Raw genomic sequence first — 22384 nt, 5'->3', positions numbered from 1 at the left:
GCCTTACATCGCCGCTCAGATCACTGGGCGGTATTTTTTTATAGACATTTTGATGTATTTGCATCAAAATTATGTTACACTAGGTCCGTTCCCGAAAGGAAGTGCGTCCGATGCCTGACGTTTTACGCGAGATTGGCATGATTGCTCGCGCGTTAGACTCAATTAGCAACGTTGAATTCAAGCAATACCAGTTAACCAAGGGCCAGTATCTGTACCTAGTACGCATCTGCGAACACCCCGGCATCATCCAGGAGGATCTGGGTAAGCTGATCATGGTGGAACGGTCAACGGTCATCCGGGCCGTGCAAAAATTGGTGGCGCAAGGACTCGTTGAAAAACGTCCCGATGCCACCAACCGTAAGATTCGTCATCTATTTCCGACCCCCCAAGCCCAGCCCATCTATGCTCGGGTCATAGCCGAAAACGCCTATTCCACTCAGGTGGCCCTTCAAGGCCTTAATCCGACCGAACAGGCTCAATTGGGCCACTTATTGCAACGCGCCCGGCTGAACGTGGCTACCGACTGGGAAGCCGTTCAACGAGGCCAAACCCGCCACTATTAATGATAAAGGAGTTTTTTAATGACTATTCAACTTAAACCTTGCACCCGCGATGATTTATCCGCGCTCCAGGCCGTCAGCCGTGAAACCTTCACCGCGACATTTGGGGACCAAAACACCCCGGCCGATTTAGCAGCCTACCTGGACACCGCCTACTCATCGGCTCAACTGACTCAGGAATTGGAAAATCCCGCCTCGCAATTCTTTTTTATTTTGAAGGACCAAGCCGTGGCCGGCTACTTAAAGTTAAACACCGGTACCGCCCAGACGGAGGCCATGGGTCCCAACGACTTGGAAATCGAACGGATCTATCTCCGGACGGCCTTTCAACACCAAGGCCTCGGGAAGCGGCTCTTTCAAGTTGCTCTCGACCAAGCCCATCAGCAGCATAAAACCCAAATTTGGCTCGGCGTCTGGGAACATAACCTTAACGCGCAGGGTTTCTACCACAAGCAAGGCTTTCGGCAAATCGGTCAACACACCTTTACGCTGGGCAGTGACCCCCAGACCGACTTGATTTACGCCAAAACCCTTTAATCTTAACGCCACTCTTCCCGCAACAACCCGTACTGGTACTCGTCATGATACCCGTCGGCTAAGCGTTCGTTTTGCCGCAACCGCCCCTCGGGTTGAAAGCCAGCGCGCCGAGCGACGGCATTACTGGCCAAATTATCCACGGCCGCTCGAATAGTAAGTTTGTTTAGGTCGTAATCCCGAAACGCCAAATCGCACATTCCCCGCGCTGCCTGGGTCATGAGCCCTTGTCCCCGAAAGGGTGCCCCCAACCAGTACCCAATATCGGCACTTTGGTTTGTGGGATCAAACCGGTTACAGCTGATCATGCCCACGATTTGCTGGGGTAACCACACCACCAAGTTCAAAGAAGTGCCCTGTCCCAAATGCTGATTGACCAGCCGTAAAAAGGCTTGTTCATCGGCCACTGTGCGGGTCGTCGCCACCCACGGCAGGTACCGAACTAGGGCGGCGCGGTCCTGCTCAATCAGGGCAAATAAGGCGGCTGCATCCTTGGCGGGCCGCGGAACCGCCAAAGCTAATTCTGGGGTAACCTGATAAGTTAACATCGTTGCCATCTCCTCTACTTTTAACGCCTCTCAGCATACCACACGAAAACGCGCCCAACGGTCAGTTAACCGTTAAGCGCGTTTTTAATCATATTAAGTTAAGTTAAAAGGTGGGTGCGTTAGGCCTTGTCGACCGCGTGACCACCGAAGCCATTCCGCAGGGCGGAAACGACCTTCCCCGTAAAGGTGTCGTCCTCCATGGAACGGTAACGCATCATCAAAGAAAGGGCAATGACTGGCGTTGGCACTTGTTGGTCCAGTGATTCTTGTAAGGTCCACTTACCTTCACCAGAACTGTGCATCGTGCCCCGGATTTCGTCCAACTTAGCGTCCTTTGCAAAGGCTTCCTCAGCCAATTCCATGAGCCATGAACGAACTACGGAACCAGCATTCCACAGCCGGGCAACGGCTTCGTTGTCGTAGTCGAATTGGCTGTGTTCCAGCACGTCGAAGCCTTCACCAATGGCTTCCATCATGCCGTATTCGATCCCGTTGTGGACCATCTTCAGGTAGTGACCGGAACCAGCAGCACCGGTGTACAGGTAACCGTTAGTTTGGGCGATGCCTTCAAAGACGGGCTTCAAGGCGGCGTCGAAGGCTTCTTGAGAAGTTCCCCCGATCATAAAGTTACCGTCGCGACGGGCACCGGATTGGCCACCAGAAGTCCCACAGTCGAAGAAGTTAATGCCCTTGGCTTCGGCCTTTGCGGCGTCTTCCACGGAGTTCTTCCAGAAGGAATTCCCACCGTCAACGATGTAGTCACCCTTGGCTAAGGTATCCGTTAACGTGGCGATCGTGCTTTCGGTTGGCTTGCCGGCCGGCAGCATCAACCAAACGATCTTAGGTGATGGTAACTTGCTCAACAGGTCTTCCAAAGACGTTGCGGCTTCAGCACCCAGCTTAGCAGCTTGGTCGACAAAATCTTGGTTTAAGTCAAATCCAACAACTTCTTGGTCGTGATCCATCATGTTTTGGGCTAAGTTTAACCCCATTTTCCCTAATCCAACTAATCCAATTTTCATGGTTAAATTCCCTTCCTTGGTGAAAAGTCCTAATGCCTTTTATCAAACAAGCATTATTATATGAAAAAGTTTTACACTTTTCAAGCCTAAAAACTGAAAAAAAGTTACATTTTTAATTTAATTGCCAAATTCCCTCAGTTTAAGGCGTTTGACTGGCCACCCCCATTCAAAAATAATCGGGTAACCGGTATACTATGAGTAACCACAATCGTTGAGGAGGAATCTATTCATGAAAACACTTACCGTTGACTTCGTGCGTCACGGGCAAACTTTATTTAACATTTTAGACCGCCTACAGGGCTGGTCCGATTCGCCACTAAGCGCGGCGGGGCTAAAAACCGCCGATGAAACCGGACAACGATTAAAAACCGTCCATTATGATCACTACTATTCATCCGACCTGAAGCGAGCTATCGATACCGCCCACCACGTGATTGCGCCGAACCAGTTTAGTCAGGCGGAACCCACCCAGCTGAAAGATGTCCGAGAAGTCTACTTCGGTTCTTTTGAAGGCGCCGATAACACCGCCTCTTGGATTACGGCTGCCCGACCATTGGGCTTTAAGACCCAAGCCGAGATCATTGCCCATGACTCCTTTTCCGCGGCCCGCGACGCGATGCACGCTGCCGACCCGCTGCACCTCTCCGAAGACGGTCAAACGTTCGAAAACCGAGTTAACCGGGGATTACAAACCTTGTTGGACCAGGGACAAGACGGCCAGCGACTGTTGGTGGTCACGCACGGCACCTACATTCGCTCCTTAGCCCTGCGCTTTGGTTCGCAGTTCGACCCGTTAACCGTCTTCCCGGGAAACGGCAGCGTCACCACCCTGACCCTGCAAACGGCCGACAATGCCGCCGGGTTCCACGCCGAAGTCACCGCTTATAACCAACTTTAACCTAATTATGCCGCAAAAAAACTCATGACCGTCAACCGACGATCATGAGTTTTTAATTGATTTACTTTAATAAAACCTGTAGTCCGGCGGCCAATAAGCCCCCTACCAGGGGACCACACATGGGAACCCAGGCGTACGACCATTCGGCACTACCACGGTTCGGAACCGGCAAGATGGTATAGGCCAACCGGGGGCCCCAGTCCCGGGCCGGGTTGATGGCAAACCCGGTGGTGGTCCCTAGCCCCATCCCGATCACGGCGATCAAGGTCCCCACGATGAAGGGTTTCATCCCCTGAGTAAAGTCACCCAGATTCAACAGGATGAAGATAAACGCCCAGGTCGCGATGGTTTCGGACAGGAAGTTAAAGACCGGATTAGCGATCGCCGGGCGCGTAGCGAAGATGCCCACGGAGTTCCCGTTTTTCGCCGACGTGGCTTGAAAATGCGGCCGGAATTGGATGATGACCAGCGCGGCGCCCACAAAGGCCCCCAGAAATTGGCCTAATAGGTAGGGCAATACCTGGTCCCACGGGAAGAAACCAAACGCCGCAAACCCAATCGTCACGGCTGGGTTCAAGTGACCATCCGATCCCAAGTTACCGGCCACGTAGACCCCCATAGTTACCGCTAAACCCCAGGCCAGCGAGATAAAGGTCCAATCGCTGCCGGTCCCGTAGGTCTTCTTCAGGTTCACGCTCGCGCACGAGCCCGTTCCCAAAACAATTAAAATCAACGTTCCAAAAAATTCACCAATAAAACCACTCACAGTTACCCACATCCCTAATCTTTGCGTTAGTTTATAAACTCCTTGGTAAGTTTACCATAATTTCAATCCTGGGGGACCGTTCCGACAAAAAAGATTGACCGGCCAATCGTAATTCTCCCGCGGATGGTACCGCTACCGTGAAGGTAATCTGCTAGCGCTCACCTAGAGGCTCCATTTGTTGCCAATTGCCGATTCACAGCCACTCGTTGCTTCGGACGACCTTAACGTGTCTGCTCCACCGTTAATTTCACGTGAGCAGTCGCCACCACCCGCGTATTCACGAGTAACTCAATCACGTGGTCTCCCGAATATAGTTTTCTGGTCGTTAGCTGCCGCCAAGGACGCGTCACCTGACCACTTACCGTTGCACCAGGCCGGATAGTTGTGCGTTTAATGTAGAAATCCTTAAAGGTCGTTCCTTGACGTTGTCGAACGTAGTGCACCCGGTAACCTAAGTAAACGGGTAGTGACCGGCCAGTCTCGGCCGTCATAGTATATTGAAGCGTCGTTGTCGTTCCTAAACTCGCCGTCTGCTCGATCGGGGTCAACGAACAACCCGTCAGGTGATCAGCGGCGCTCAAGGCATACCCTTCTAAGGCCAAGACTGCGGGATTTCCCTGCTTAAACAGGGTCCGCAATCCCCGGGTCAGTATCCAGGTCGTTTGTGGCGTTTGTCCCCAGTAAGTTTGCGCCCAGTCGATCACGGCTTGGGGATGATCTTTACTGATATCGTTGAGATTATTAGCGACCGACTTTTGCACGTACTCGCTTTCATCAGTCATGAGTTCCCGTAAAACCGGCCAGATTGGCGCGGGGTCGGTCACATACTGCGTTAGCCGAATCCCCCACGGTAGCCTGGGGCGTAACCCCTCACTAGCCAAGCGCCGGACGGCCGGATCCTGGTCATGCGCCCACCGCAGCATCTGGGTCTCAGTGGCCTGCGGTGCGTGAATCAAAAACGGTCGAATCGCAAATTCACTACTGGAATAACGCGTCAGTTCTTTCAACAGGACCATGGCAGTGGCCCAATGCGCCAACCCGTACTGGGCCACATACTGGGGTAAACAAACGGCCGCTAATCCCGTAAATTGCGGGGCAATCGCCCGCAAAATGGGAGCCGCCTGTTCAAAATCGGCCGGTAATTGCCGGTGGAGACTGTTCACTAGCCGGTCACGTCGTTCCATTAATTTTAGCTTTGGCCAATCAGCACGTAAACAATCGGCTAATAGCCGATCGGGTTGAACCAACGGATATTCTCGTTGTATCGCTTCTCCCAGATGCCGAATAAAAATCGGTGAATACAGTTCTTTTAGGTCCATAGCGCCCTCCATTAAAACTAGTTTTAGCCTTAGTTTACCGCAAGTGCCCGTTGCTTAGCGACGCCATCACAAAATTTACAACATTCAAGCTAAATAGTTCAACGATTAATCCACTCAGATTTAAGCGGCCGGGTAGCCCGAAAGCGGTTCGCCTACAAAAATGGCATCCCGCGGGAATTTCCGGCTAAATCCACTAGCTTTTGGATTCCTGCCCCTTTAATTTTCCGCAGTCTCATGGTTTAATGGAGCTAATTATTCCGGTTTTGCTGCCGGGGTCCACACCCGACGACCTAAAAAGCTGACATTTTAACGGGGGGAATCTTCATGACATCATCTAAATTATGGGCAGTGGCCTTAGCGACGCTGTCGGCCGGGTTAGTCTTTGTGGCACCACAGAACGCCTCTGCGGCCAAGGTCCACAAGGCAAACTATCGCGTGGCGAAATACACCGGCTTTACCAAGAGTTACCGGACGGGGTACCTGACCAACCGCCAGTGGAATTATTCTTTTTATAAATTAAATAAGGCGCTCAATAAGCCCAGCAAGACGGTCGCTTTCAAGATTAAAAACAGCCTAACGCCTTTAAAGGTCAAGAAAACCGGCGTCAACGGCGAACACGAAACGGCTTATGCGGTCAAGTACCACAAGAAGGTAGCGACAGAAGAATACTGGCGCTCTTACAGCACCCTCTACCCGTACAACTCGTCTAAGCTCGACGCCACGACCATCACGTCTCAAACCACGCCGTATTCCGGCAAGGCCGTACTCCCTCACGGCACCAAGACCAGCAAGCTAAAGGTCTGGATGACCATTAAGCACGGCAATAAGACCGTCTTCTACAAGCACGTTAAGCACGGTTGGAAATACAGTGGCACCATCTAACATCTAACAGCGTATTTAATCACGTTTTCGTGGCGAAGATTCAGCACGAAAACGTGATTTTTTTTGATTTCATAACTGCCAAAACCAAACAAAAAAGCCACCAAACCGTTGTTTGATGGCCACTGTCTGTGGTGAAGCTTCTTAAGGAGAGTACAGGATTTGAACCTGCGCGCCGGTATTAGCCGGTTCGCCGGATTTCGAGTCCGGTGCATTACCACTCTGCCAACTCTCCATTACTTAATCTATTCTACCAATAATGAATATAAATGCAAGACCCGATTTTAAATTAAATTGAACGCTGCAACAAAGCTCCCGGATCAAACGGGTCAATCCATAACGGATCCGCTTCGAAGAGGGCTAGCGGCGTCATGCTGGTGGTATCCAACTTAGCAGCCATGAGCTGTTTATCCTGTTGGACCGCCGTCTTAATTTCCCAATTGACCCATTCAGACTGCCAAGTTTCACGGCTAATCACCACTAAGTAGCTCTGATTTTCTTTGATTTCCCGCCGTAAATGGCGTTTAAGTCGGTTAGCCTGGCGACTATCGAAAGCCACCGCGGGTTGTTGTTCATGAAAGATGAACGCCGGGAAATCCCAGCTAGCGGCGGACCACTGACTTAATTGCAAGCGAAAAGAGTGGGCTAACGGATCCGTCGCCTGATAATTCACAATAACTTTACTCATCGGCTGCTCGTCCCTTCATCTCGGATTGTCATGATTGATTATACACGCTTAATAAGTCAATCGTGTAACAACCACATATATTCCTGATGAATACAATTCGGCGAACCTAATTTAACCCCTGAGTTTCCGTCCCCCATCACGACGACTAGGTTTAGCGAGGAACGTTTAATTTCCATAAAAAAAGATCACTCCCCCGCGGATGGTAGAGTGATCTCGTCTTCTGGATGGTTCTATCCTAGCAGAGAACCTTACCGCAACACAACTAATTCCTCGGGTAAGCGCGGTGAACTATCTAAGCCCCTAACGTAGGTAACCAGACTAGCAGCCCGCTTAGAATCACCATCAGCCCCAAAGCCACCGCGTGCCACTTACGATTCCGCACGAAAATGGCGATGTATTCCCGTAAGACCGCGTTTGGCAAGAAAAATCCCGCCGTGCGCGACCCGATTCCGTCGGCCTTTAATCCCACTTGGCGGGCAATCATCCCCGCCCGAAACGTATGGTAATTGTTGGTGACAAAAATGACGCGTGGCTTTGTGATCCCACTAGCCTGAATCAGCGCCTGGCTAAATTTTAAGTTTTCAAAGGTGCTGGTCGACCGTTGCTCTGCCAATCCATCCGCTGCAGGCAACCCCTGAGTCAGCGCGTAAGTCAACATCGCTTGACCTTCCGGCACCGTTTCGTCGGCACCCTGGCCCCCCGAAAAGATCAGTTTAACCGGGTGTCCCGTCTTCGCCCGTTGCTTACGATAAAACGCCAGCCCCCGATCGATCCGTTGTTGCAGCAGTGGCGACACCTGGTCACCGTTTAACAACCCCGCTCCCAAAACAATGATGAAGTCCTGCCGCCACCGCGGATGGTTGAATTGATAGACCACTAACATGGTCAGATAATTGTAAAACCAAAACGCGACGTAAAAGATCCCCAAATTAACCAAGATCACTAAAAACTCGTCGACTTGTGCCGGCAAAAACTGTCCTGCTAAATGATTAACCCAGGGTAACAATAAAATGGCCAACCCCAGCCAGAGGGTCAACATATTGGCAAGCGTGTGCTGTTCCCGGCGCCACACCAGCCACGCATTCCACAAAAGCAAAAAGGCTTGTAACAAGAAGGCGAGTCCGATAACCATCAGTAAGATGACAAATAGCCCAACACTGACGATGATTAACCACCGATTTTCCGTTCCCAAAATCGACATCGCTAACACCGCTAAAAAGCTATATAGAGTGGCCGAGAACCATAACCCGTTACTCAGCCGACATTTATCCCGTTGATACCGCCAAGTAAAGATGAGTCCTAAGCCAACGGGCAACACCCACAGCCAATACCAGGCCGCCGGAATGGCCGTTGCATATTCTGGTGACATTTGTTTTTCCTCCTCATGATTTCCACCCTTGAGGATAGCATAAATTTCCAAGGCTTTTGGCCCTAACCCCTTCGAAATAGCTAATTTCCCTCCACGACACAAAAAAACAGTGCGCCCCGCTAACTAGCGGACCCACTGCTCACTTAGAATTAGCTTAATAGTTCATCAAACTGAAGACGTCGTAACCCTTCAGCTTATCGCGACCGTGTAAGGCGTCTAACTCAATCAGGAAGGCCGTACCGACGACTACCCCGCCTAAGTCTTCCACCAGCTTGATTGTTGCGCCAATCGTGCCACCCGTGGCTAATAAATCGTCGGTGACCAACACCCGTTGTCCCGGCTTGATGGCATCCTTATGCAGGTATAGCGAGGACGTGCCGTATTCGAGATCGTAGCTGGCCTTAACCGTTGCGCGGGGTAGCTTACCTTCCTTCCGTGCTGGGGCAAACCCCACGCCAAGTTCGTAAGCCACTGGGCAACCCACAATGAATCCCCGGGCTTCGGGCCCGACAATCATTTCGACCGCCTTGTCCTTCGCGTATTGCACGATCTGATCAGTTGCGGCGTGGAACGCCTCACCGTCCGCCATCAACGGCGAGATGTCGCGGAAAATAACGCCCTTTTCTGGATAATCGGGAACGCTTGCAATGTATTTCGTAAAATCAATGGCCATTTTTAAAATTAGCTCCTTTATTTTAGGTCGATGAGGTCCTGGAGGCGCTGCGTTAACGCCTGGGCCGGACAAAGTAGCAGGTCTTGTTCGGTCTGCATTTGTTGTTGCCGTAACTGATAACTCGGCGCACTCGTCAAATCTTGATGTCCCGGTTGGGCGACCGCATCCATAATGCCGTGCGCAATCGAGATAAACCCACATTCGAAGAAGACCTGGATCATAAAGACCAGTTGCGTGCGGGGAATTTGAATGAACGTGCTGAGTTGCGCCAATTGATGACCCACGTCGACGTGTTGGTGTGTTGCAACGAACTTAAATAGTTTAGCATATTGTGCGCGAGAAGGCATCCCTAAACGCGAAAGACTTTCTTTCTCGTAAAGATAAGCTATAATCCGCTGGGGCGCCAACTGGGTCACGACCGTCGTCAAGTCCGTCGTCAGATCAGGACAATCAACCAGGTAAACCGGTTGTTCGTCCGTGATTGGTGCTAAGGGTTGGCCCGTATATAGCACCGCCGTGCCCGTGGCCGGCAGCCGGGAAGCCAACTGCTGATAGATATTTTGGTGAAAAAAGACGTAGGTTCCCGCTTCGGCAAACATCGCTTGGTGTAACACGGTCGTCCGCGCAACAACGACGGCCGCCGTCTGCGTTTGTAAGTCCTTCACCATTACCTGAAGCGAATGACGACCCTGCCAGACGTTATCCTCTAAGGTCCCCAAAACGGCGACCTGGTCGGCCTGTTCGAGAGCCGCAGCCTGGGATCCCGCGCCAAACTGAATGGCGTTAAGCCGACTGTTGCCCGTCTGCAGCTGAAATTTCAAGTGATCGTGCGTTTTACCGATGGCCTTGACCTGAGTCACACTTTCCGGCTCAAAGGCAAATAAGGGTTGGGGATTGTCCGTACCAAATGGCGCCAATTTCCCCAAATCGTGATACAACGCCATCGTTGCATCCGGTACCGCCAACGTGGCCGCCACGGTAACGTCACTGGGGCCTTGGTCAGCTAACCGTTGTGCAGCAGCAGTCGCTTCTAAAGCGTCTGCTAGCGCCGCTAATTGCTCGGCCGGGACGGTGAGACCCACTGCCATGTGGTGCCCCCCAAAAGCCGTCATTAGGTCCCTATGTTGGTCTAACGCCGCAAAGAGATTAAAGGCTGCCACGCTACGGCCCGACCCCTTAGCTCGTCCCTGAGCATCGATATTTAAGACCAGCGTGGGTTTACCCGTTCGTTCCACGACCTTGCTGGCAACGATTCCCAAGACCCCTTCGTGCCAATCGTGACCACTAATCACGAGGGCTTGCCGGTCCTGGTGCTGCGCGTCCGCCGCTTGGGCCAATGCCGCCGTACTAATCTCGGCAACCAATTCCTGTCGCTGCCGGTTTTTCTGTTCCGTTTGTTGGGCTAGATCTTGAGCCACGTCTTCGTCCAACGTCGTGAGGAGTTTTACGGCGGGTCCCGCATCCCCTAAACGTCCCAAGGCATTCAGCCGGGGAGCGATGCCAAACCCAATCGATTGTTCCGTTAAATCGTCTGGTTGAATCCCCGCCGTCTTCATTAAGGCCCGCAGTCCGGGCCGCTCGTCTTGCTTGAGTAACGCCAGACCAAAGTAGACCAGTACCCGATTTTCATCGGTCAGGGGCACCAAATCCGCAACGGTCCCAATGGCCGCCAAGTCTAACAGGTCTTGCGGGATCTCTTCACGTAGCGCTTGGGCCACCTTAAAGGCCACCCCCGCCCCGGAGAGCCCTCCAAACGGATATTCGGCACCGGGATACCGCGGATGAATGATGGCATAGGCTGCCGGCAGCTCCTGGGGTAGTTCGTGATGGTCGGTCACCACCACATCGACCCCCGCTTCGTTAGCAGCCGCAATTGCCGCGTTACCCGCAACCCCGTTATCGACCGTTACCAACAGCTGAGTCCCCGCCGCGATGAGCTTTTGAAACGCAGCGACGTTGGGCCCGTATCCGTCGGTAAAGCGATTAGGGATGTAATAGTTGACCTTAGCGCCCAGCTCATTCAGGGTTTCGTACATGATTGACGTACTGGTAACCCCATCGGCATCGTAATCCCCGTAAATGGTAATCTGTTGCTCCGCGGCAATGGCGTCTTCAATCCGGTCAAGTCCCTTACGCATATCGTGGAGTAAAAAGGGATCGTGCAGTTGCTCCGGTCCCGGGGTCAGGAAGGCCCGCACCGCTTCTAAAGTATCGATCCCCCGGTTTTGCAGAATCTGAGCCACGATGGGCGACACCTGAGCCGCCTTGGCTAACGTCTGCGCCGCTGCGGACGGCTGATCCACGTGCTGGTTGTTCCAATGGTATTGGGCCGCAATCATTCCACTGTCATCCTTTCTAAAAGACATGAAGAGTGACGACCACGCGCCACTCTTCGTTTTCAACGTGTTTATTTAGCTGCGAGCTGGGCTTGTAACGCCTTAACCTGAGCTTCCAGGTCTTGAATCTGCTTATCCTGTTGCCCGGCGGCTTGTTTACCCGAATTCTTCAAACGCTTTTGTAAACGCTGATTGTCGTCGGTTAACGCCGCAATGCGCGCTTGACTCGTTTTTTCGAGTTCCTTGTACGCCCGGTTATGCTGCAACGAGGTGATAGTTGAAAATAAAATCACCAGGATTGCGCCGATGAGGATGGACACCAACAATAACAAAATTAAAGGCCAGTGAACCGTGGTAAACCCAAACGACACGGGAACCGATTCAACGTTTAAAATTGCAAAGACTGCCACCACAATGACCAATAAGATGGTCACGATAATCCGCCATTGATTCTTCATGCCTTAGTCGCCCCCGCTTTTTTCTGAAACAGTACTGGAATCTCATCAAAATCCTTTACAACCCGGGTGTTCGCGAACACCTCACGGGCCTGATGCTGTAATTCCGCGGCTAATTTACCCGTGTAACGCGCAGAGATATGGTTTAGTAACAACATCTTTACGTGCGCACGTTTAGCCAATTCCGCCGCCTGAACGTTGGTGGAATGGTAATAGGAACGGGCCAATTTACCTTCGCCCTTCGCAAAGGTGCTTTCGTGAACCAAAACATCGGCATTGCGCGCCAACTTCTCGGCATTCGGCGTTTGGCGAGTATCACCCAAGATGGCCACGATCCGCCCCGGTTGTGCGGGCCCCAAGTAATCTTGCCCATTAACTACCCGACCATCGCTCAAAGTGACGGTCTTGCCGGCCTTAAGCTGGCCATAAAGTGGGCCGGCGGGAATCTGATCGGCCCGCAACCGGTCCACCATTAACTCGCCCGGATGGTCCTTTTCGACGATGCGGTACCCGTAACAGGCGATGCGGTGATCTAGATGGGCGGCGAAGACCTGAAACTTATCATCTTCAAAGATCAAGCCATCCCCGCTAATTTCTTGGTAACGAATCTTATACGCCAACTTGGTTTCAGTGACCCGCATACTGACTTCCACAAAATCGCGAATCCCCTTGGGCCCATAGATGGTCAGCGGCGAATTGCCCCCTTGAAAGGACCGACTGCTCAATAACCCCGGCAACCCAAAAATGTGATCCCCGTGCAAGTGGGTAATAAAAATTTTATCAATCTTTCGTGGCTTTAACGTTGTTCGTAAAATTTGATGTTGCGTGGCCTCCCCGACGTCAAACAACCAGACCGAATTTCGTTCGTCCAACAAGCGTAACGCCGTACTCGTGACATTCCGAAACTTACCAGGTGACCCAGCACCCGTTCCTAAAAATTCAATTTCCATATTTTTTTCGTTCCTATCTAATCGTTTTAAAGTCCGTTCACTATTTTAGGGGATTTTGGGGCAAATCGCAACTTTTGTCTTCGCCGGTCCACGGAGAATAAGATTAGGGTTCTGCTCCTAAATTCGGTATAATTGGGGTATCCAAGAGGAGGTGGGACCCGTGCGCTTAATCGATTTTGACCGGTCAACCAGCGACCTGGCACCACAATTGCGGTTGTACTTAGAGGCTCAACCCAATCAACCCATCCAAGACCTGCAAGTCCACGCCGAGCGACTTTATCTCATCACGGGACCGGGGCGGCCACTGACCCTCGATCAATTTCGTGCCCGAACCCAACAAGTCAGTCCCACCGCCAGTCTTTTCCTAGCGGGACCGCCCCCTCAACGACTCTACGGTTACCGACTAATTCCCCAATGTCTCCTGTTGGGTTAAAGGAGTGCTTACCATGCATTTTTCACGCATCACCTGGTTATTAGGTCTGAGTTGTTTGTTGGTCGGGCTCACCGGCTGTCACCAACAATCCCAGCAAAGTCATACGAGTTTTAAAAACGCCAGTTCCCAAACCAGCCATTATCGCGCCGCTAGTCCCGACGCTGCCGTAACGGCCTCATCATCTACTCACTTTAAACAAAATTTCCACCCTACACGGGCTCAGACCCAGAGTCGCCAGTACGTCAAGTCGGGAAACCTCACCCAAAAAGGACAATACACTTACGACGGGGTGGGAACCAAGTTAACTCTGGCCCGGGTGCGTCATCCGAAAACCACCATCAAGAGTGGTGCCTTTACTTATCAGTTAACGACGGTCCGATTAATGCGTAACGTCGCTGAAACTACCGACGCGAAGAAGATGGCCGCTCAAGCGCTGAACCTCAGTACCATCAAGAGTCCTTACTACACGCTCCAGATCAAGTTTACCATTATTAATCACCGCAATCAGGATCTCACCACCGACGGCATCAAAGGAATTCAACTGGGAAATGGCACTCACACGTTAAACGCCACCACTCAGCTCAGTGACGCCAGCGCCGGCAAAACGATCCCCGCCAATGGTCGGCTTAACACTTACGCGACCGGCCTTGCTAGCCAAGGAAAGGCCCCGACGTTTAAGCGCATTAAGATCGCCTTTGCCGGTGCCTACACCGCCAAGCAAAAGCAGGTGGTTCCGCCCAGTGGCTGGTTAACCGCTCAACTCAACTAACAATGGAACTAGAACCCGATTGCCTAGCGCCCAGCGCCTGATCGAAGCTCCTCCTAGGGTCAATTACGGTCTCACAATGGGTACTAACCGATAATTTAGCCCGTTTAACGTCAAGCGACCACTATTCCCCAATTGAGGAATAGTGGTCGCTTTTGACGTTCAGGCTCAGCACCCAAGCGCCTTTGTTTTACTTCAATTTTCGACCTTAGGCCATGTATTCAAAACTAAAGTCGTCAATCTGAACCGTATCACCATTTTGGGCACCCTTGTCCCGTAAGGCATCGTCCACGCCCATCCCCCGCATTTGCCGGGCAAACCGTAACAGGCTTTCGTCGTGGTTAATATCGGTCATCTTAAAGAGCTTTTCGAGCTTGTCGCCGCCCAGAATCCACACGCCATCTTGATCGCGCGTAATGGTGAAGTCCGGTGTCTGGTGGAAATCGTATTCGGCCGTCTTGACCGTAGCGTCCTTGACCGGGAACTTCGGCGTCTGTGCGAGCACCTCAGCCGTCCGCTGCAACAGCGGCGTTAACCCGTCATGGGTGATGGTCGAGATGGCGAAGACTTCTGGCGTATCCGCCAACAGCTCATCTTGACCTAGCTGTTGCTTAAACGTCGCCAGGTTGGCGGCAGCAGCGGGCATATCCATCTTGTTAGCCACCACAATTTGGGGTCGTTTGAGAATATCCGGATCATAGGCCTGTAACTCCCGGTTGATCTTTTCGAAGTCGTCATACGGGTCGCGTCCTTCCACGCCACTCATATCAATGACGTGGAGAATCACTCGGGTCCGCTCCACGTGCCGTAAAAATTGGAACCCTAAGCCGATTCCGTTAGCGGCGCCTTCAATCAATCCAGGTAAATCGGCCATGACAAAGTCTTGACCATCGGGTAAGCGAACCATCCCCAGATTAGGAACCAAGGTGGTGAAGTGGTATTCCGCAATTTTCGGTTTCGCACTCGTCACGGTTGCCAGGAGCGTGGACTTACCAACGGACGGAAAGCCAACCAGCCCGACGTCGGCTAACACCTTCAATTCCAACTGAACCTCAAACTCTTCACCAGGTTCCCCATTTTCGGCAATCTCTGGTGCCGGATTTTTCGGTGAGGCAAAGTGAATGTTTCCGCGCCCACCGCGGCCCCCGTGAGCCACGATCACGGAATCGTCATCACCAACTAAGTCGCCAATAACGGCGCCAGTTGCGCTATTAACTACCGTGGTTCCCTGGGGAACTTGCACAATCAGGTCGTCGGCGCCGCGACCCGTCATCGATTTAATGGCCCCGTTACCGCCGTTTTTCGCCTTAAACTTTCGCTGGTAGCGAAAATCCATCAACGTCCGTAAGCCTTGATCCACGACAAACACGACGTTACCGCCGCGGCCACCGTCACCACCGGCTGGACCACCATTAGGAACAAATTTTTCTCGCCGAAAGGCAACCATTCCGTTACCGCCGTTACCGGCTTTCACATTAATTTTAACTTGGTCTACAAACATATTAATTTCCTCATTTTCTTAATCAGTTCAGTGACGTGGTCGTCACCGGCACACGCTTGTCAGTATACCGACAAACCGGTGCGGCGTCAAAGTTTCGTCGGTGTGCGGGGCTTTTTGATCTCCGCCGTCTCGGCCTTCAGGGTCAATAAGATGGTCTGCGCCACCGTCTTATTAATGCTCAACGCCTGCAAGTCTTCCACACTGGCCTCCCCAATCTTCTTGGTCGAGCCAAACTTACGCAACAGTTTATTGCGGGTCTTGGGACCCACACCCGGAATCGTATCCAGCTTCGAACTTAGCGAATGCTTAGTGTGGACTTGACGGTGGAAGGTAATGGCAAACCGGTGCACCTCGTCTTGGATCCGTTGAACCAGATAGAAGCCCTGACTTTGCGGATCCAAGTGAACGTGCTGATCGGCCGGCCCAAACAACAGATCGGCGGTCTTATGATGATCGTTTTTGACCATCCCCGCCACCGGTATATGCAGATCTAATTCGTCCTCGAGGACTTCCTTAACGGCATTCATCTGAATGTCGCCCCCATCCATCAAAATTAGATCCGGTAATGGGGCATGCTCCTTTAATAACCGCGTATACCGCCGCCGAATGACTTCTAAGGTACTGGCCGTTTCGTCGGCGTGATCAACGGTCTTTAATTTATACTTTCGATAAAGTTTCTTGTTAGGCTGGCCGTCCACGAACACCACCATGGCCGACACGAGATCGGCTCCCTGAATGTGGGAGTGGTCGAAGGCCTCGATTTTATGCCCCGGCGCAATCCCTAACGCGTCGGTAATCTCCTTCATGGCCCCAGTGGTCTTACTTTCATCCAGTTCCAACAAGCGGAATTTTTCTTCTAGGACTAACCGGGCATTTTTACCGGCCATGTCCAACAAATCACGCTTAGTTCCCCGTTGCGGCGTCCGCACGGGGACGTGGAGTAACGCTTCAATCATCTCACCATCAATACTGGCTGGCACCAGAATCTCGCGCGGGAGCACCGTATTCTTGCGTTGATAGAACTGCACGATGAAGCTGGCCAATTCCTCTTCGGCCGTGTTAACCACCGGAAAAAGCCGTTTTTCACGCTTCATCAACCGGGCTTGACGGATAAAGAAGACCTGAATCGACAACCACCCCTTGTCCAGATAAAAATTAAAGATATCTCGGGGAATGTGGTCGTTAGAAATGATCTTCTGTTTTTCAACGGTAGCCTCAATATAACGAATCTGATCACGTAAATCGGCCGCCCGTTCGTAAGCCATTTCCGCTGCCGCCGCTTCCATGCGTTCGTGCAGCTCCTTTTCGGCCCGGCCCACGTTACCGTTTAGAAACGACTTAATCTTGCGAATCTGCCGGTCATAATCGGCCTGGGGAACCTCCTTGAAGCACGCCCCCAGGCACTGCCCCATGTGATAATACAGGCACGGACGGCCCTGATACCCGGTGCACCGCCGCAAGGGGTAGACCTTTTGGAGAAAATGAATCGTTTCTTCGGCCGCATAGACGTTCGGATAGGGCCCAAAGTAATAGCCACCATCCTTTTTGATTTCGTTAACTAGTAACAGTTGGGGGTCTCGTTCGTGGGTGATTTTAATGTAGGGATACCCGGTTCCCCGCTTTAACTTGATGTTAAAGTACGGCTGATGTTTTTGAATCAGGGTGATTTCGAGGAGGAAGGCTTCCTTGTCGGTCGACGTGATGATCGTTTCGAAGTCCACGATTTCACTGACCAATTGCGCCGTCTTGCCCGTATGGCTACTCTTAAAATAGGAGCGTACCCGGTTCTTGAGGTTTTTGGCCTTCCCCACGTAAATAATCTGACTATTCAAATTCTTCATCAGATAACAGCCGGGTAATCCCGGGAGCAAGGCCAGCTTATGTTCGAGGTATTCCGATGCCACGACGATCCCTCCATTTCTTATTTTAGCTAATAAATTATAAGCCGAATCCCTGTTCGGCGCAAGCAATCCACCCGCAAGCCGGCTCCTTGCGTTTCGAAATGACAAACGAGATGAGTTCTGCTATGATAGCTGAAAAGACATCAGGAGGTGGCAACATGGCACTTAAGGTAAAACGGCAAGATGATTTAGACTCCATGTTCGGCAAGTTTGCCCAAATGGATCCCAAGGACGAAAAGCGCGATAAGTTCTTAAAGCGAGCAGACGCGCATAAGGACAATAAACGCGCCAAGGGCCTCACTAAGACCGACCAAGAAAAGATTGAACATGACAACCAATAATTCCCACTAATCATAGTGGGGAAAAGCCCTCACGGAACCACTTCCGCGAGGGCTTTTTCGGTTACTTTTCGGCCTGATAACCGTTCGGATAACGGGCATTCAACCGATCAATGTTACTTTGAGCCACCTCATCGAAGTCGATATCGGCCCATTGAGCAATCTGACTCAGATACCACAAAACGTCGCCCATTTCTTTGACTAACGCATCATGGTCGAGGTCCTTACCGTGAAAGGTGTACTTCTTGATTAACTCCACAACCTGTCCGGATTCACCGGCCAAGCCCAACGCACAGTTAGTCAACACCTGTTCGTTCCCGTAAAGGGTTCGGTTCGCTGCTTTTTGATAGTCACTAAATTCCACGGTTATTCCTCCCCAAAGGCTTGTTGTTCAATCCACTGCCACACGGCAGCCTTCCCCGTCTTCTGCGGTGCCGAAAACAGGATGATGTTATCAGTATTGGGTAACCCCAACGATTTCTTAATCTGACTAATGGTTTGGTTCCACTTACCCCGGGCCACCTTATCGCTTTTCGTTGCCACAATCAGCGTTGGCAGGTTGTAATAGGCCAACCATTGGTACATCTGAACATCCGCTGCTGTGGGCGCATGGCGCGCGTCGATCAGCGACACAACGCCCTTTAACTGGTCGCGCTGCGTCAGATAAGTCTCAATCATCTGGCCCCACTTTTCACGGGCCGCCTTCGACACCTTTGCGTAGCCGTAACCAGGCACGTCGACGAAATACAGTTGATCCTCCACGTTATAGAAGTTCAACGTCTGGGTCTTCCCCGGTTGACTGGAGGTCCGCGCGTAAGAACGTCGATTAATCAAAACATTGGTTAGGGATGATTTCCCCACGTTGGAGCGGCCGACTAGGGCAATCTCCGGGTAACCCGTCGTGGGATATTGACTTGGCTGTACCGCGCTCATAACTAGTTCTACGTGATTCACTTCCATTGCTTCGTGCCATCCTCTCCAAAATCGTCTTTCATCATTCTAACACAGAACGGCTCGGCGTACCGGTTCCTTTCCGGCCGTAAAACTTGCGTAAGCGGTTGAAAGCCCCGGACGGTCCGGGTTTGTCTCCGCTGATAAAATCTCAAAATGTGATGACTACAAAAAAGGCTCGGTCAATGACCGGGTCTTTTGAGATTACCTTAAATTATGACGCCTTTTGATCTCGTAAAACGAGTTCTGGTTGAGCGTGATCCGTCACCGTCGCGGCCGTGATAATCACCTTGGCAACGTCGTTACGACTCGGTAAGTCGAACATGATGTCGTGCATCACGTCTTCGATGATCGACCGTAAGCCCCGGGCCCCGGTATTCCGGGCAATCGCCAACTTGGCCATTTCTCGTAATGCCGCGGGTTGGAATTCGAGTTGCACGTCGTCTAAGGACAACAGCTTCTCGTATTGCTTGACCAAAGCATTCTTCGGTTCCGTTAAGATCCGAACTAAGTCATTTTCATCCAGCTTTTCCAGTGCCGTCAGAATTGGGAGCCGCCCGATGAATTCAGGAATCAGTCCAAACTCTAAGAGGTCTTCTGGAATCACGTGTTGCATCAAACTATCGCCGGACGCCAAGACCTTTTGTTCCTTGGTATCGGCACCAAACCCGATTGTTTGGTCCCCTAACCGGCGCTTAACGATACTGTCGATGCCGTCGAAGGCCCCACCCACGATAAACAGAATGTTGGTGGTATCAATCTGAATGAACTCTTGTTGGGGATGCTTCCGCCCACCCTGCGGCGGCACGTTGGCAATCGTTCCTTCCAAGATCTTCAGCAGGGCCTGTTGGACCCCTTCACCGGAAACGTCCCGGGTAATCGACACGTTTTCCGCTTTCTTGGCAATCTTATCGATTTCATCGATGTAGATAATACCCTTTTCGGCCCGGTCGACGTCGTAATCGGCGTTTTGCAGCAACTTTAAGAGGATGTTTTCCACGTCTTCACCAACGTAACCGGCTTCGGTCAAGGTCGTGGCATCCGCGATGGCAAACGGCACGTTCAGCATCTTGGCGAGACTTTGTGCTAAGTAGGTCTTCCCGGACCCAGTCGGTCCAATGACGGCAATGTTACTCTTTTGCAGTTCCGGACCGCCGTCATCCTTGGCCATCTCGTTGACCCGCTTGTAGTGGTTATAAACCGCCACGGAAAGCGTCCGCTTGGCTTCGGTTTGACCAATCACGTATTGGTCAAGGTTCTTCACGATTTCAGCCGGTGTTGGCACTTCTAAGGTCTCTTGTGCGTTATCTTGACTGAATTCCTCGTCAATAATTTCTTTACATAAATCGATACATTCGTTACAGATGTAAACACCCGGACCAGCAACGATCTTTTGAACTTGATCTTGGGTCTTTCCGCAAAAAGAGCAGGTCACTGGGCCATTGGTTTCGGTGTTTTCAAACAATAAACTCACCCTTTCTATCCGGGCTAGTGCCCATCTCTCGGTCAGTTAATCCGTTGAACACCGGATTACCCCGTCATTGATGTACTATACCACAGATATGAACGTTAGAGAATCAATTCGCCTTCTCAACCAGTTGGTGGCACGGCCGGTTGCACCGCCCTAAAGAAAAACCGGAACAACGAAAACGTCGTCCCGGTTCAGTCCACGTTGATAACGGCTTAGTCGTTGTCAGCGTCCTTCTTCTTGTCTTGCTTAGCGGAATCAGCAATCAGGTCAACCGCACTCTTAATGGCGATGTCATGCTTTAACATGTCGTCGGAAAGAGCACTGCGAACGGCGCTTTCTTCCATGCCGTATTGGCTGGCAAGATCCTTAACTTCGGCCTTAACTTGGTCTTCCGTTGGTTCGATCTTTTCAGCTTCCACAACGGCTTCCAAGACCAAGTTGGTCTTAACCCGCTTTTCGGCACCATCGGCGAATTGCTTCCGCAAATCGTCTTCCGTGGTCCCGGTCAACTGGAAGTACATTTTAGGTTGGATCCCTTGTTGTTGCATGTTAGCCAAGTATTGTTCCATTTGACGATCAATATCATCTTTGATCATGGCTTCTGGCACGTCACCGATTTCGGCGTTGTCAACAGCTTCGCTGATGGCTTCGTCTTCAATCGCATCGTGAGCCGCATGCGTCTTTTGTTCCTTCAAACGATCCTTAGTCTTAGCTTGTAATTCTTCTAAGCTGTCAACGTCTTCGTCAACGTCCTTAGCGAATTCATCATCTAATTCAGGTAATTGCTTTTCCTTAACTTCGTGGATCGTTACTTTAAAGGTAGCTTCCTTATCTTGTAAGTCCTTAGCTTGGTAATCCTTAGGGAACGTGACCTTAACGTCCACGTCATCGCCCGCCTTGTGACCAACTAATTGATCTTCGAAGCCAGGGATAAAGGAGTTTGAACCTAATTCCAAGGAGTAGTTGTCAGCCTTACCACCATCGAATTGCTTGCCATCAACGTAACCGTCGAAGTCAATAACCACCGTATCGCCCTTAGCGGCTGGTTGGTCTTCCTTCAACACTAATTCAGCTTGTTGTTGACGTTGCTTTTCTAATTCAGCATCGATGTCTTTTTGGTAAACCCGCGTGTTTTGCTTCGTGACACTTAAGCCCTTGTAGTCGCCCAACTTAACGTCTGGCTTAACCGTAACAACGGCCTTCAAAACCCAGGCCTTACCCTTATCCATGGATTCAACATCCACTTGAGGTTGGTCGACGGGTTCGATGGACGTTTCCTTGATAGCTTCTTCGTAAGCATCAGGTAAAACAATGTTTAAAGCATCTTGGTATAATGCTTCTTCACCGTACATTTGGTCGAAGATTTGACGTGGCACACGGCCCTTACGGAAACCAGGCACTGCCAGGTTCTTCTTGGTGCGTTGGAAAGCTTTGTCTAAACCTTCCTTAATCTTATCAGGGGCAATTTCAAAGGTTAATTCACCCTTGTTTGCTTCCTTTTTTTCCCACTTTGCAGCCATTGTATTCCCTCCGAAATGAAAGATATTACTATTTACAATTCTAGCAATTGCATACTGTCTTAGTGTACCTTAACCGTTGCCAATTGTAAAATGGTTTTTGCTTAAAAGCCGTGAATGGCGCGGATTCGCTCCCCTCAACCAGCCGGGGTTGTGAATTTAGACGGCCTTAAAATGGTACCACTTTCCGTCACCGGCCTCAAGTAACTGCCCAACAGCTCACCACTAGTATTGCCACTTGCCGGCACGACCATACGTGACCCAATCCGGTGCGACACAACGCCACTCACCCGCACACACGCTTAACCGCGGTATCTAACGATTGAGCCGCCAAACTCGGTCTTCACTGGTTACCGAACCTATCACAGGACACGGATCACTTCACTCATCCACCCCCTAAACCTAGGCCCGTGCTCACGGCCAAAAATCATCATCGGCGAGCTTACCTACCAGGGTGACAGCCATGGACCGAATTTCTTTGGGCATACAAAAAGGAGCCGAAAAGCAAA

At 51.3% G+C, this 22384-nt stretch carries 23 protein-coding genes and 1 tRNA gene; 7 read left to right on the top strand and 17 right to left on the bottom strand.

Annotation, left to right across the window (positions count from 1 at the left end; translation table 11 throughout):
• Positions 1-110: 110 nt before the first annotated feature.
• Together RI501_RS06455 and RI501_RS06450 are read left to right on the top strand one after the other, a co-directional pair.
• Positions 111-563, top strand: a complete 453-nt coding sequence (locus RI501_RS06455; protein ID WP_313820983.1) for a MarR family winged helix-turn-helix transcriptional regulator — start codon at positions 111-113, stop codon at positions 561-563.
• A gap of 18 nt (positions 564-581) precedes the next feature.
• Positions 582-1097: a GNAT family N-acetyltransferase gene (locus tag RI501_RS06450; RefSeq protein ID WP_313820981.1), complete on the top strand. Its 516-nt coding sequence runs from the start codon at positions 582-584 to the stop codon at positions 1095-1097.
• A gap of 2 nt (positions 1098-1099) precedes the next feature.
• Here the strand turns inward: RI501_RS06450 and RI501_RS06445 are convergent, their stop codons facing one another.
• Positions 1100-1642, bottom strand: a complete 543-nt coding sequence (locus RI501_RS06445; RefSeq protein WP_313820979.1) for a GNAT family N-acetyltransferase — start codon at positions 1640-1642, stop codon at positions 1100-1102.
• Between the two features lie 119 nt (positions 1643-1761).
• Positions 1762-2664: a phosphogluconate dehydrogenase (NAD(+)-dependent, decarboxylating) gene (gene gnd, locus RI501_RS06440; RefSeq protein WP_313820977.1), complete on the bottom strand. Its 903-nt coding sequence runs from the start codon at positions 2662-2664 to the stop codon at positions 1762-1764.
• Between the two features lie 229 nt (positions 2665-2893).
• Here gnd and RI501_RS06435 point away from each other — a divergent pair, with 229 nt between their 5' ends.
• Positions 2894-3562, top strand: a complete 669-nt coding sequence (locus RI501_RS06435; protein ID WP_313820975.1) for a histidine phosphatase family protein — start codon at positions 2894-2896, stop codon at positions 3560-3562.
• 61 nt (positions 3563-3623) lie between these two features.
• Here the strand turns inward: RI501_RS06435 and RI501_RS06430 are convergent, their stop codons facing one another.
• Positions 3624-4328 (bottom strand): MIP/aquaporin family protein, encoded by a 705-nt coding sequence (locus RI501_RS06430; RefSeq protein ID WP_087741890.1) that lies wholly within the window; start codon positions 4326-4328, stop codon positions 3624-3626.
• A 221-nt stretch (positions 4329-4549) separates the two neighbouring features.
• Positions 4550-5647 (bottom strand): DNA alkylation repair protein, encoded by a 1098-nt coding sequence (locus RI501_RS06425; RefSeq protein ID WP_313820967.1) that lies wholly within the window; start codon positions 5645-5647, stop codon positions 4550-4552.
• 324 nt (positions 5648-5971) lie between these two features.
• Between RI501_RS06425 and RI501_RS06420 the strand changes: the two genes are divergently transcribed.
• Positions 5972-6529, top strand: coding sequence for a hypothetical protein (locus RI501_RS06420; RefSeq protein WP_313820965.1), 558 nt, complete (start codon positions 5972-5974; stop codon positions 6527-6529).
• A 144-nt stretch (positions 6530-6673) separates the two neighbouring features.
• On the opposite strand, the gene RI501_RS06415 is transcribed toward RI501_RS06420, so the two are convergent.
• The 7 genes from RI501_RS06415 to rnz all read right to left on the bottom strand — a co-directional run bounded on the left by RI501_RS06415 (position 6674) and on the right by rnz (position 12997).
• A tRNA-Ser gene (locus tag RI501_RS06415) sits at positions 6674-6761 on the bottom strand.
• Positions 6762-6815: 54 nt separating this feature from the next.
• Positions 6816-7214 (bottom strand): TIR domain-containing protein, encoded by a 399-nt coding sequence (locus tag RI501_RS06410; RefSeq protein ID WP_313820963.1) that lies wholly within the window; start codon positions 7212-7214, stop codon positions 6816-6818.
• A 292-nt stretch (positions 7215-7506) separates the two neighbouring features.
• Positions 7507-8583 carry a YdcF family protein gene (locus tag RI501_RS06405; protein ID WP_313820961.1) on the bottom strand — a complete coding sequence of 359 codons (1077 nt, stop codon included), beginning with the start codon at positions 8581-8583 and terminating at the stop codon, positions 7507-7509.
• 154 nt (positions 8584-8737) lie between these two features.
• Positions 8738-9256 (bottom strand): adenine phosphoribosyltransferase, encoded by a 519-nt coding sequence (locus RI501_RS06400; protein ID WP_313820959.1) that lies wholly within the window; start codon positions 9254-9256, stop codon positions 8738-8740.
• 17 nt (positions 9257-9273) lie between these two features.
• Positions 9274-11595 (bottom strand): single-stranded-DNA-specific exonuclease RecJ, encoded by a 2322-nt coding sequence (recJ, locus tag RI501_RS06395; RefSeq protein ID WP_313820957.1) that lies wholly within the window; start codon positions 11593-11595, stop codon positions 9274-9276.
• Positions 11596-11663: 68 nt separating this feature from the next.
• Positions 11664-12050, bottom strand: a complete 387-nt coding sequence (locus RI501_RS06390; protein WP_313820955.1) for a LapA family protein — start codon at positions 12048-12050, stop codon at positions 11664-11666.
• Positions 12047-12997, bottom strand: a complete 951-nt coding sequence (gene rnz / locus RI501_RS06385) for a ribonuclease Z (protein ID WP_313820953.1) — start codon at positions 12995-12997, stop codon at positions 12047-12049. Before rnz ends, RI501_RS06390 begins: the two co-directional genes overlap by 4 nt.
• 160 nt (positions 12998-13157) lie before the next feature.
• Here rnz and RI501_RS06380 point away from each other — a divergent pair, with 160 nt between their 5' ends.
• Positions 13158-13430: a hypothetical protein gene (locus RI501_RS06380; RefSeq protein ID WP_313820952.1), complete on the top strand. Its 273-nt coding sequence runs from the start codon at positions 13158-13160 to the stop codon at positions 13428-13430.
• 13 nt (positions 13431-13443) lie between these two features.
• A complete protein-coding gene (locus RI501_RS06375; RefSeq protein WP_313820950.1) occupies positions 13444-14199 on the top strand; it encodes a hypothetical protein in 756 nt (251 codons plus the stop codon).
• Between the two features lie 205 nt (positions 14200-14404).
• Here the strand turns inward: RI501_RS06375 and obgE are convergent, their stop codons facing one another.
• On the bottom strand, positions 14405-15697 hold the full coding sequence (gene obgE, locus RI501_RS06370; RefSeq protein ID WP_313820948.1) for a GTPase ObgE: 1293 nt from the start codon (positions 15695-15697) through the stop codon (positions 14405-14407).
• A gap of 86 nt (positions 15698-15783) precedes the next feature.
• Positions 15784-17601 carry an excinuclease ABC subunit UvrC gene (uvrC, locus tag RI501_RS06365; protein ID WP_313820946.1) on the bottom strand — a complete coding sequence of 606 codons (1818 nt, stop codon included), beginning with the start codon at positions 17599-17601 and terminating at the stop codon, positions 15784-15786.
• A 155-nt stretch (positions 17602-17756) separates the two neighbouring features.
• Here uvrC and RI501_RS06360 point away from each other — a divergent pair, with 155 nt between their 5' ends.
• Positions 17757-17939 carry an SPJ_0845 family protein gene (locus RI501_RS06360; RefSeq protein ID WP_313820944.1) on the top strand — a complete coding sequence of 61 codons (183 nt, stop codon included), beginning with the start codon at positions 17757-17759 and terminating at the stop codon, positions 17937-17939.
• A 61-nt stretch (positions 17940-18000) separates the two neighbouring features.
• Here the strand turns inward: RI501_RS06360 and RI501_RS06355 are convergent, their stop codons facing one another.
• The 4 genes from RI501_RS06355 to tig form a co-directional block, all read right to left on the bottom strand.
• On the bottom strand, positions 18001-18300 hold the full coding sequence (locus RI501_RS06355) for a nucleoside triphosphate pyrophosphohydrolase family protein (protein WP_057730639.1): 300 nt from the start codon (positions 18298-18300) through the stop codon (positions 18001-18003).
• A gap of 2 nt (positions 18301-18302) precedes the next feature.
• A complete protein-coding gene (gene yihA, locus RI501_RS06350) occupies positions 18303-18896 on the bottom strand; it encodes a ribosome biogenesis GTP-binding protein YihA/YsxC (RefSeq protein WP_313820939.1) in 594 nt (197 codons plus the stop codon).
• 205 nt (positions 18897-19101) lie between these two features.
• Complete coding sequence (gene clpX / locus RI501_RS06345; protein ID WP_313820937.1) at positions 19102-20352, bottom strand: ATP-dependent Clp protease ATP-binding subunit ClpX; 1251 nt, start codon at positions 20350-20352, stop codon at positions 19102-19104.
• A 218-nt stretch (positions 20353-20570) separates the two neighbouring features.
• Positions 20571-21878 (bottom strand): trigger factor, encoded by a 1308-nt coding sequence (gene tig, locus RI501_RS06340; protein WP_313820935.1) that lies wholly within the window; start codon positions 21876-21878, stop codon positions 20571-20573.
• Between the last annotated feature and the right edge of the window lie 506 nt (positions 21879-22384).

Source organism: Levilactobacillus zymae (assembly GCF_032190635.1).
Classification (GTDB): domain Bacteria; phylum Bacillota; class Bacilli; order Lactobacillales; family Lactobacillaceae; genus Levilactobacillus; species Levilactobacillus zymae_A.
Note: the sequence above shows the minus strand (reverse complement) of the source record. Positions and strands in the feature narration are given on the sequence as shown.

What these genes read in the sequence shown, in the direction of transcription:
- RI501_RS06420 (WP_313820965.1), top strand. Translation starts at nt 5,972, where the DNA reads ATGACATCATCTAAATTATGGGCAGTGGCCTTAGCGACGCTGTCGGCC.
- recJ (WP_313820957.1), bottom strand. Translation starts at nt 11,595, where the DNA reads ATGATTGCGGCCCAATACCATTGGAACAACCAGCACGTGGATCAGCCG.
- rnz (WP_313820953.1), bottom strand. Translation starts at nt 12,997, where the DNA reads ATGGAAATTGAATTTTTAGGAACGGGTGCTGGGTCACCTGGTAAGTTT.
- RI501_RS06405 (WP_313820961.1), bottom strand. Translation starts at nt 8,583, where the DNA reads ATGTCACCAGAATATGCAACGGCCATTCCGGCGGCCTGGTATTGGCTG.
- RI501_RS06375 (WP_313820950.1), top strand. Translation starts at nt 13,444, where the DNA reads ATGCATTTTTCACGCATCACCTGGTTATTAGGTCTGAGTTGTTTGTTG.
- RI501_RS06445 (WP_313820979.1), bottom strand. Translation starts at nt 1,642, where the DNA reads ATGTTAACTTATCAGGTTACCCCAGAATTAGCTTTGGCGGTTCCGCGG.
- RI501_RS06450 (WP_313820981.1), top strand. Translation starts at nt 582, where the DNA reads ATGACTATTCAACTTAAACCTTGCACCCGCGATGATTTATCCGCGCTC.
- yihA (WP_313820939.1), bottom strand. Translation starts at nt 18,896, where the DNA reads ATGGAAGTGAATCACGTAGAACTAGTTATGAGCGCGGTACAGCCAAGT.
- RI501_RS06425 (WP_313820967.1), bottom strand. Translation starts at nt 5,647, where the DNA reads ATGGACCTAAAAGAACTGTATTCACCGATTTTTATTCGGCATCTGGGA.
- RI501_RS06435 (WP_313820975.1), top strand. Translation starts at nt 2,894, where the DNA reads ATGAAAACACTTACCGTTGACTTCGTGCGTCACGGGCAAACTTTATTT.
- RI501_RS06455 (WP_313820983.1), top strand. Translation starts at nt 111, where the DNA reads ATGCCTGACGTTTTACGCGAGATTGGCATGATTGCTCGCGCGTTAGAC.
- RI501_RS06390 (WP_313820955.1), bottom strand. Translation starts at nt 12,050, where the DNA reads ATGAAGAATCAATGGCGGATTATCGTGACCATCTTATTGGTCATTGTG.
- RI501_RS06400 (WP_313820959.1), bottom strand. Translation starts at nt 9,256, where the DNA reads ATGGCCATTGATTTTACGAAATACATTGCAAGCGTTCCCGATTATCCA.
- obgE (WP_313820948.1), bottom strand. Translation starts at nt 15,697, where the DNA reads ATGTTTGTAGACCAAGTTAAAATTAATGTGAAAGCCGGTAACGGCGGT.
- RI501_RS06360 (WP_313820944.1), top strand. Translation starts at nt 17,757, where the DNA reads ATGGCACTTAAGGTAAAACGGCAAGATGATTTAGACTCCATGTTCGGC.
- tig (WP_313820935.1), bottom strand. Translation starts at nt 21,878, where the DNA reads ATGGCTGCAAAGTGGGAAAAAAAGGAAGCAAACAAGGGTGAATTAACC.
- gnd (WP_313820977.1), bottom strand. Translation starts at nt 2,664, where the DNA reads ATGAAAATTGGATTAGTTGGATTAGGGAAAATGGGGTTAAACTTAGCC.
- RI501_RS06410 (WP_313820963.1), bottom strand. Translation starts at nt 7,214, where the DNA reads ATGAGTAAAGTTATTGTGAATTATCAGGCGACGGATCCGTTAGCCCAC.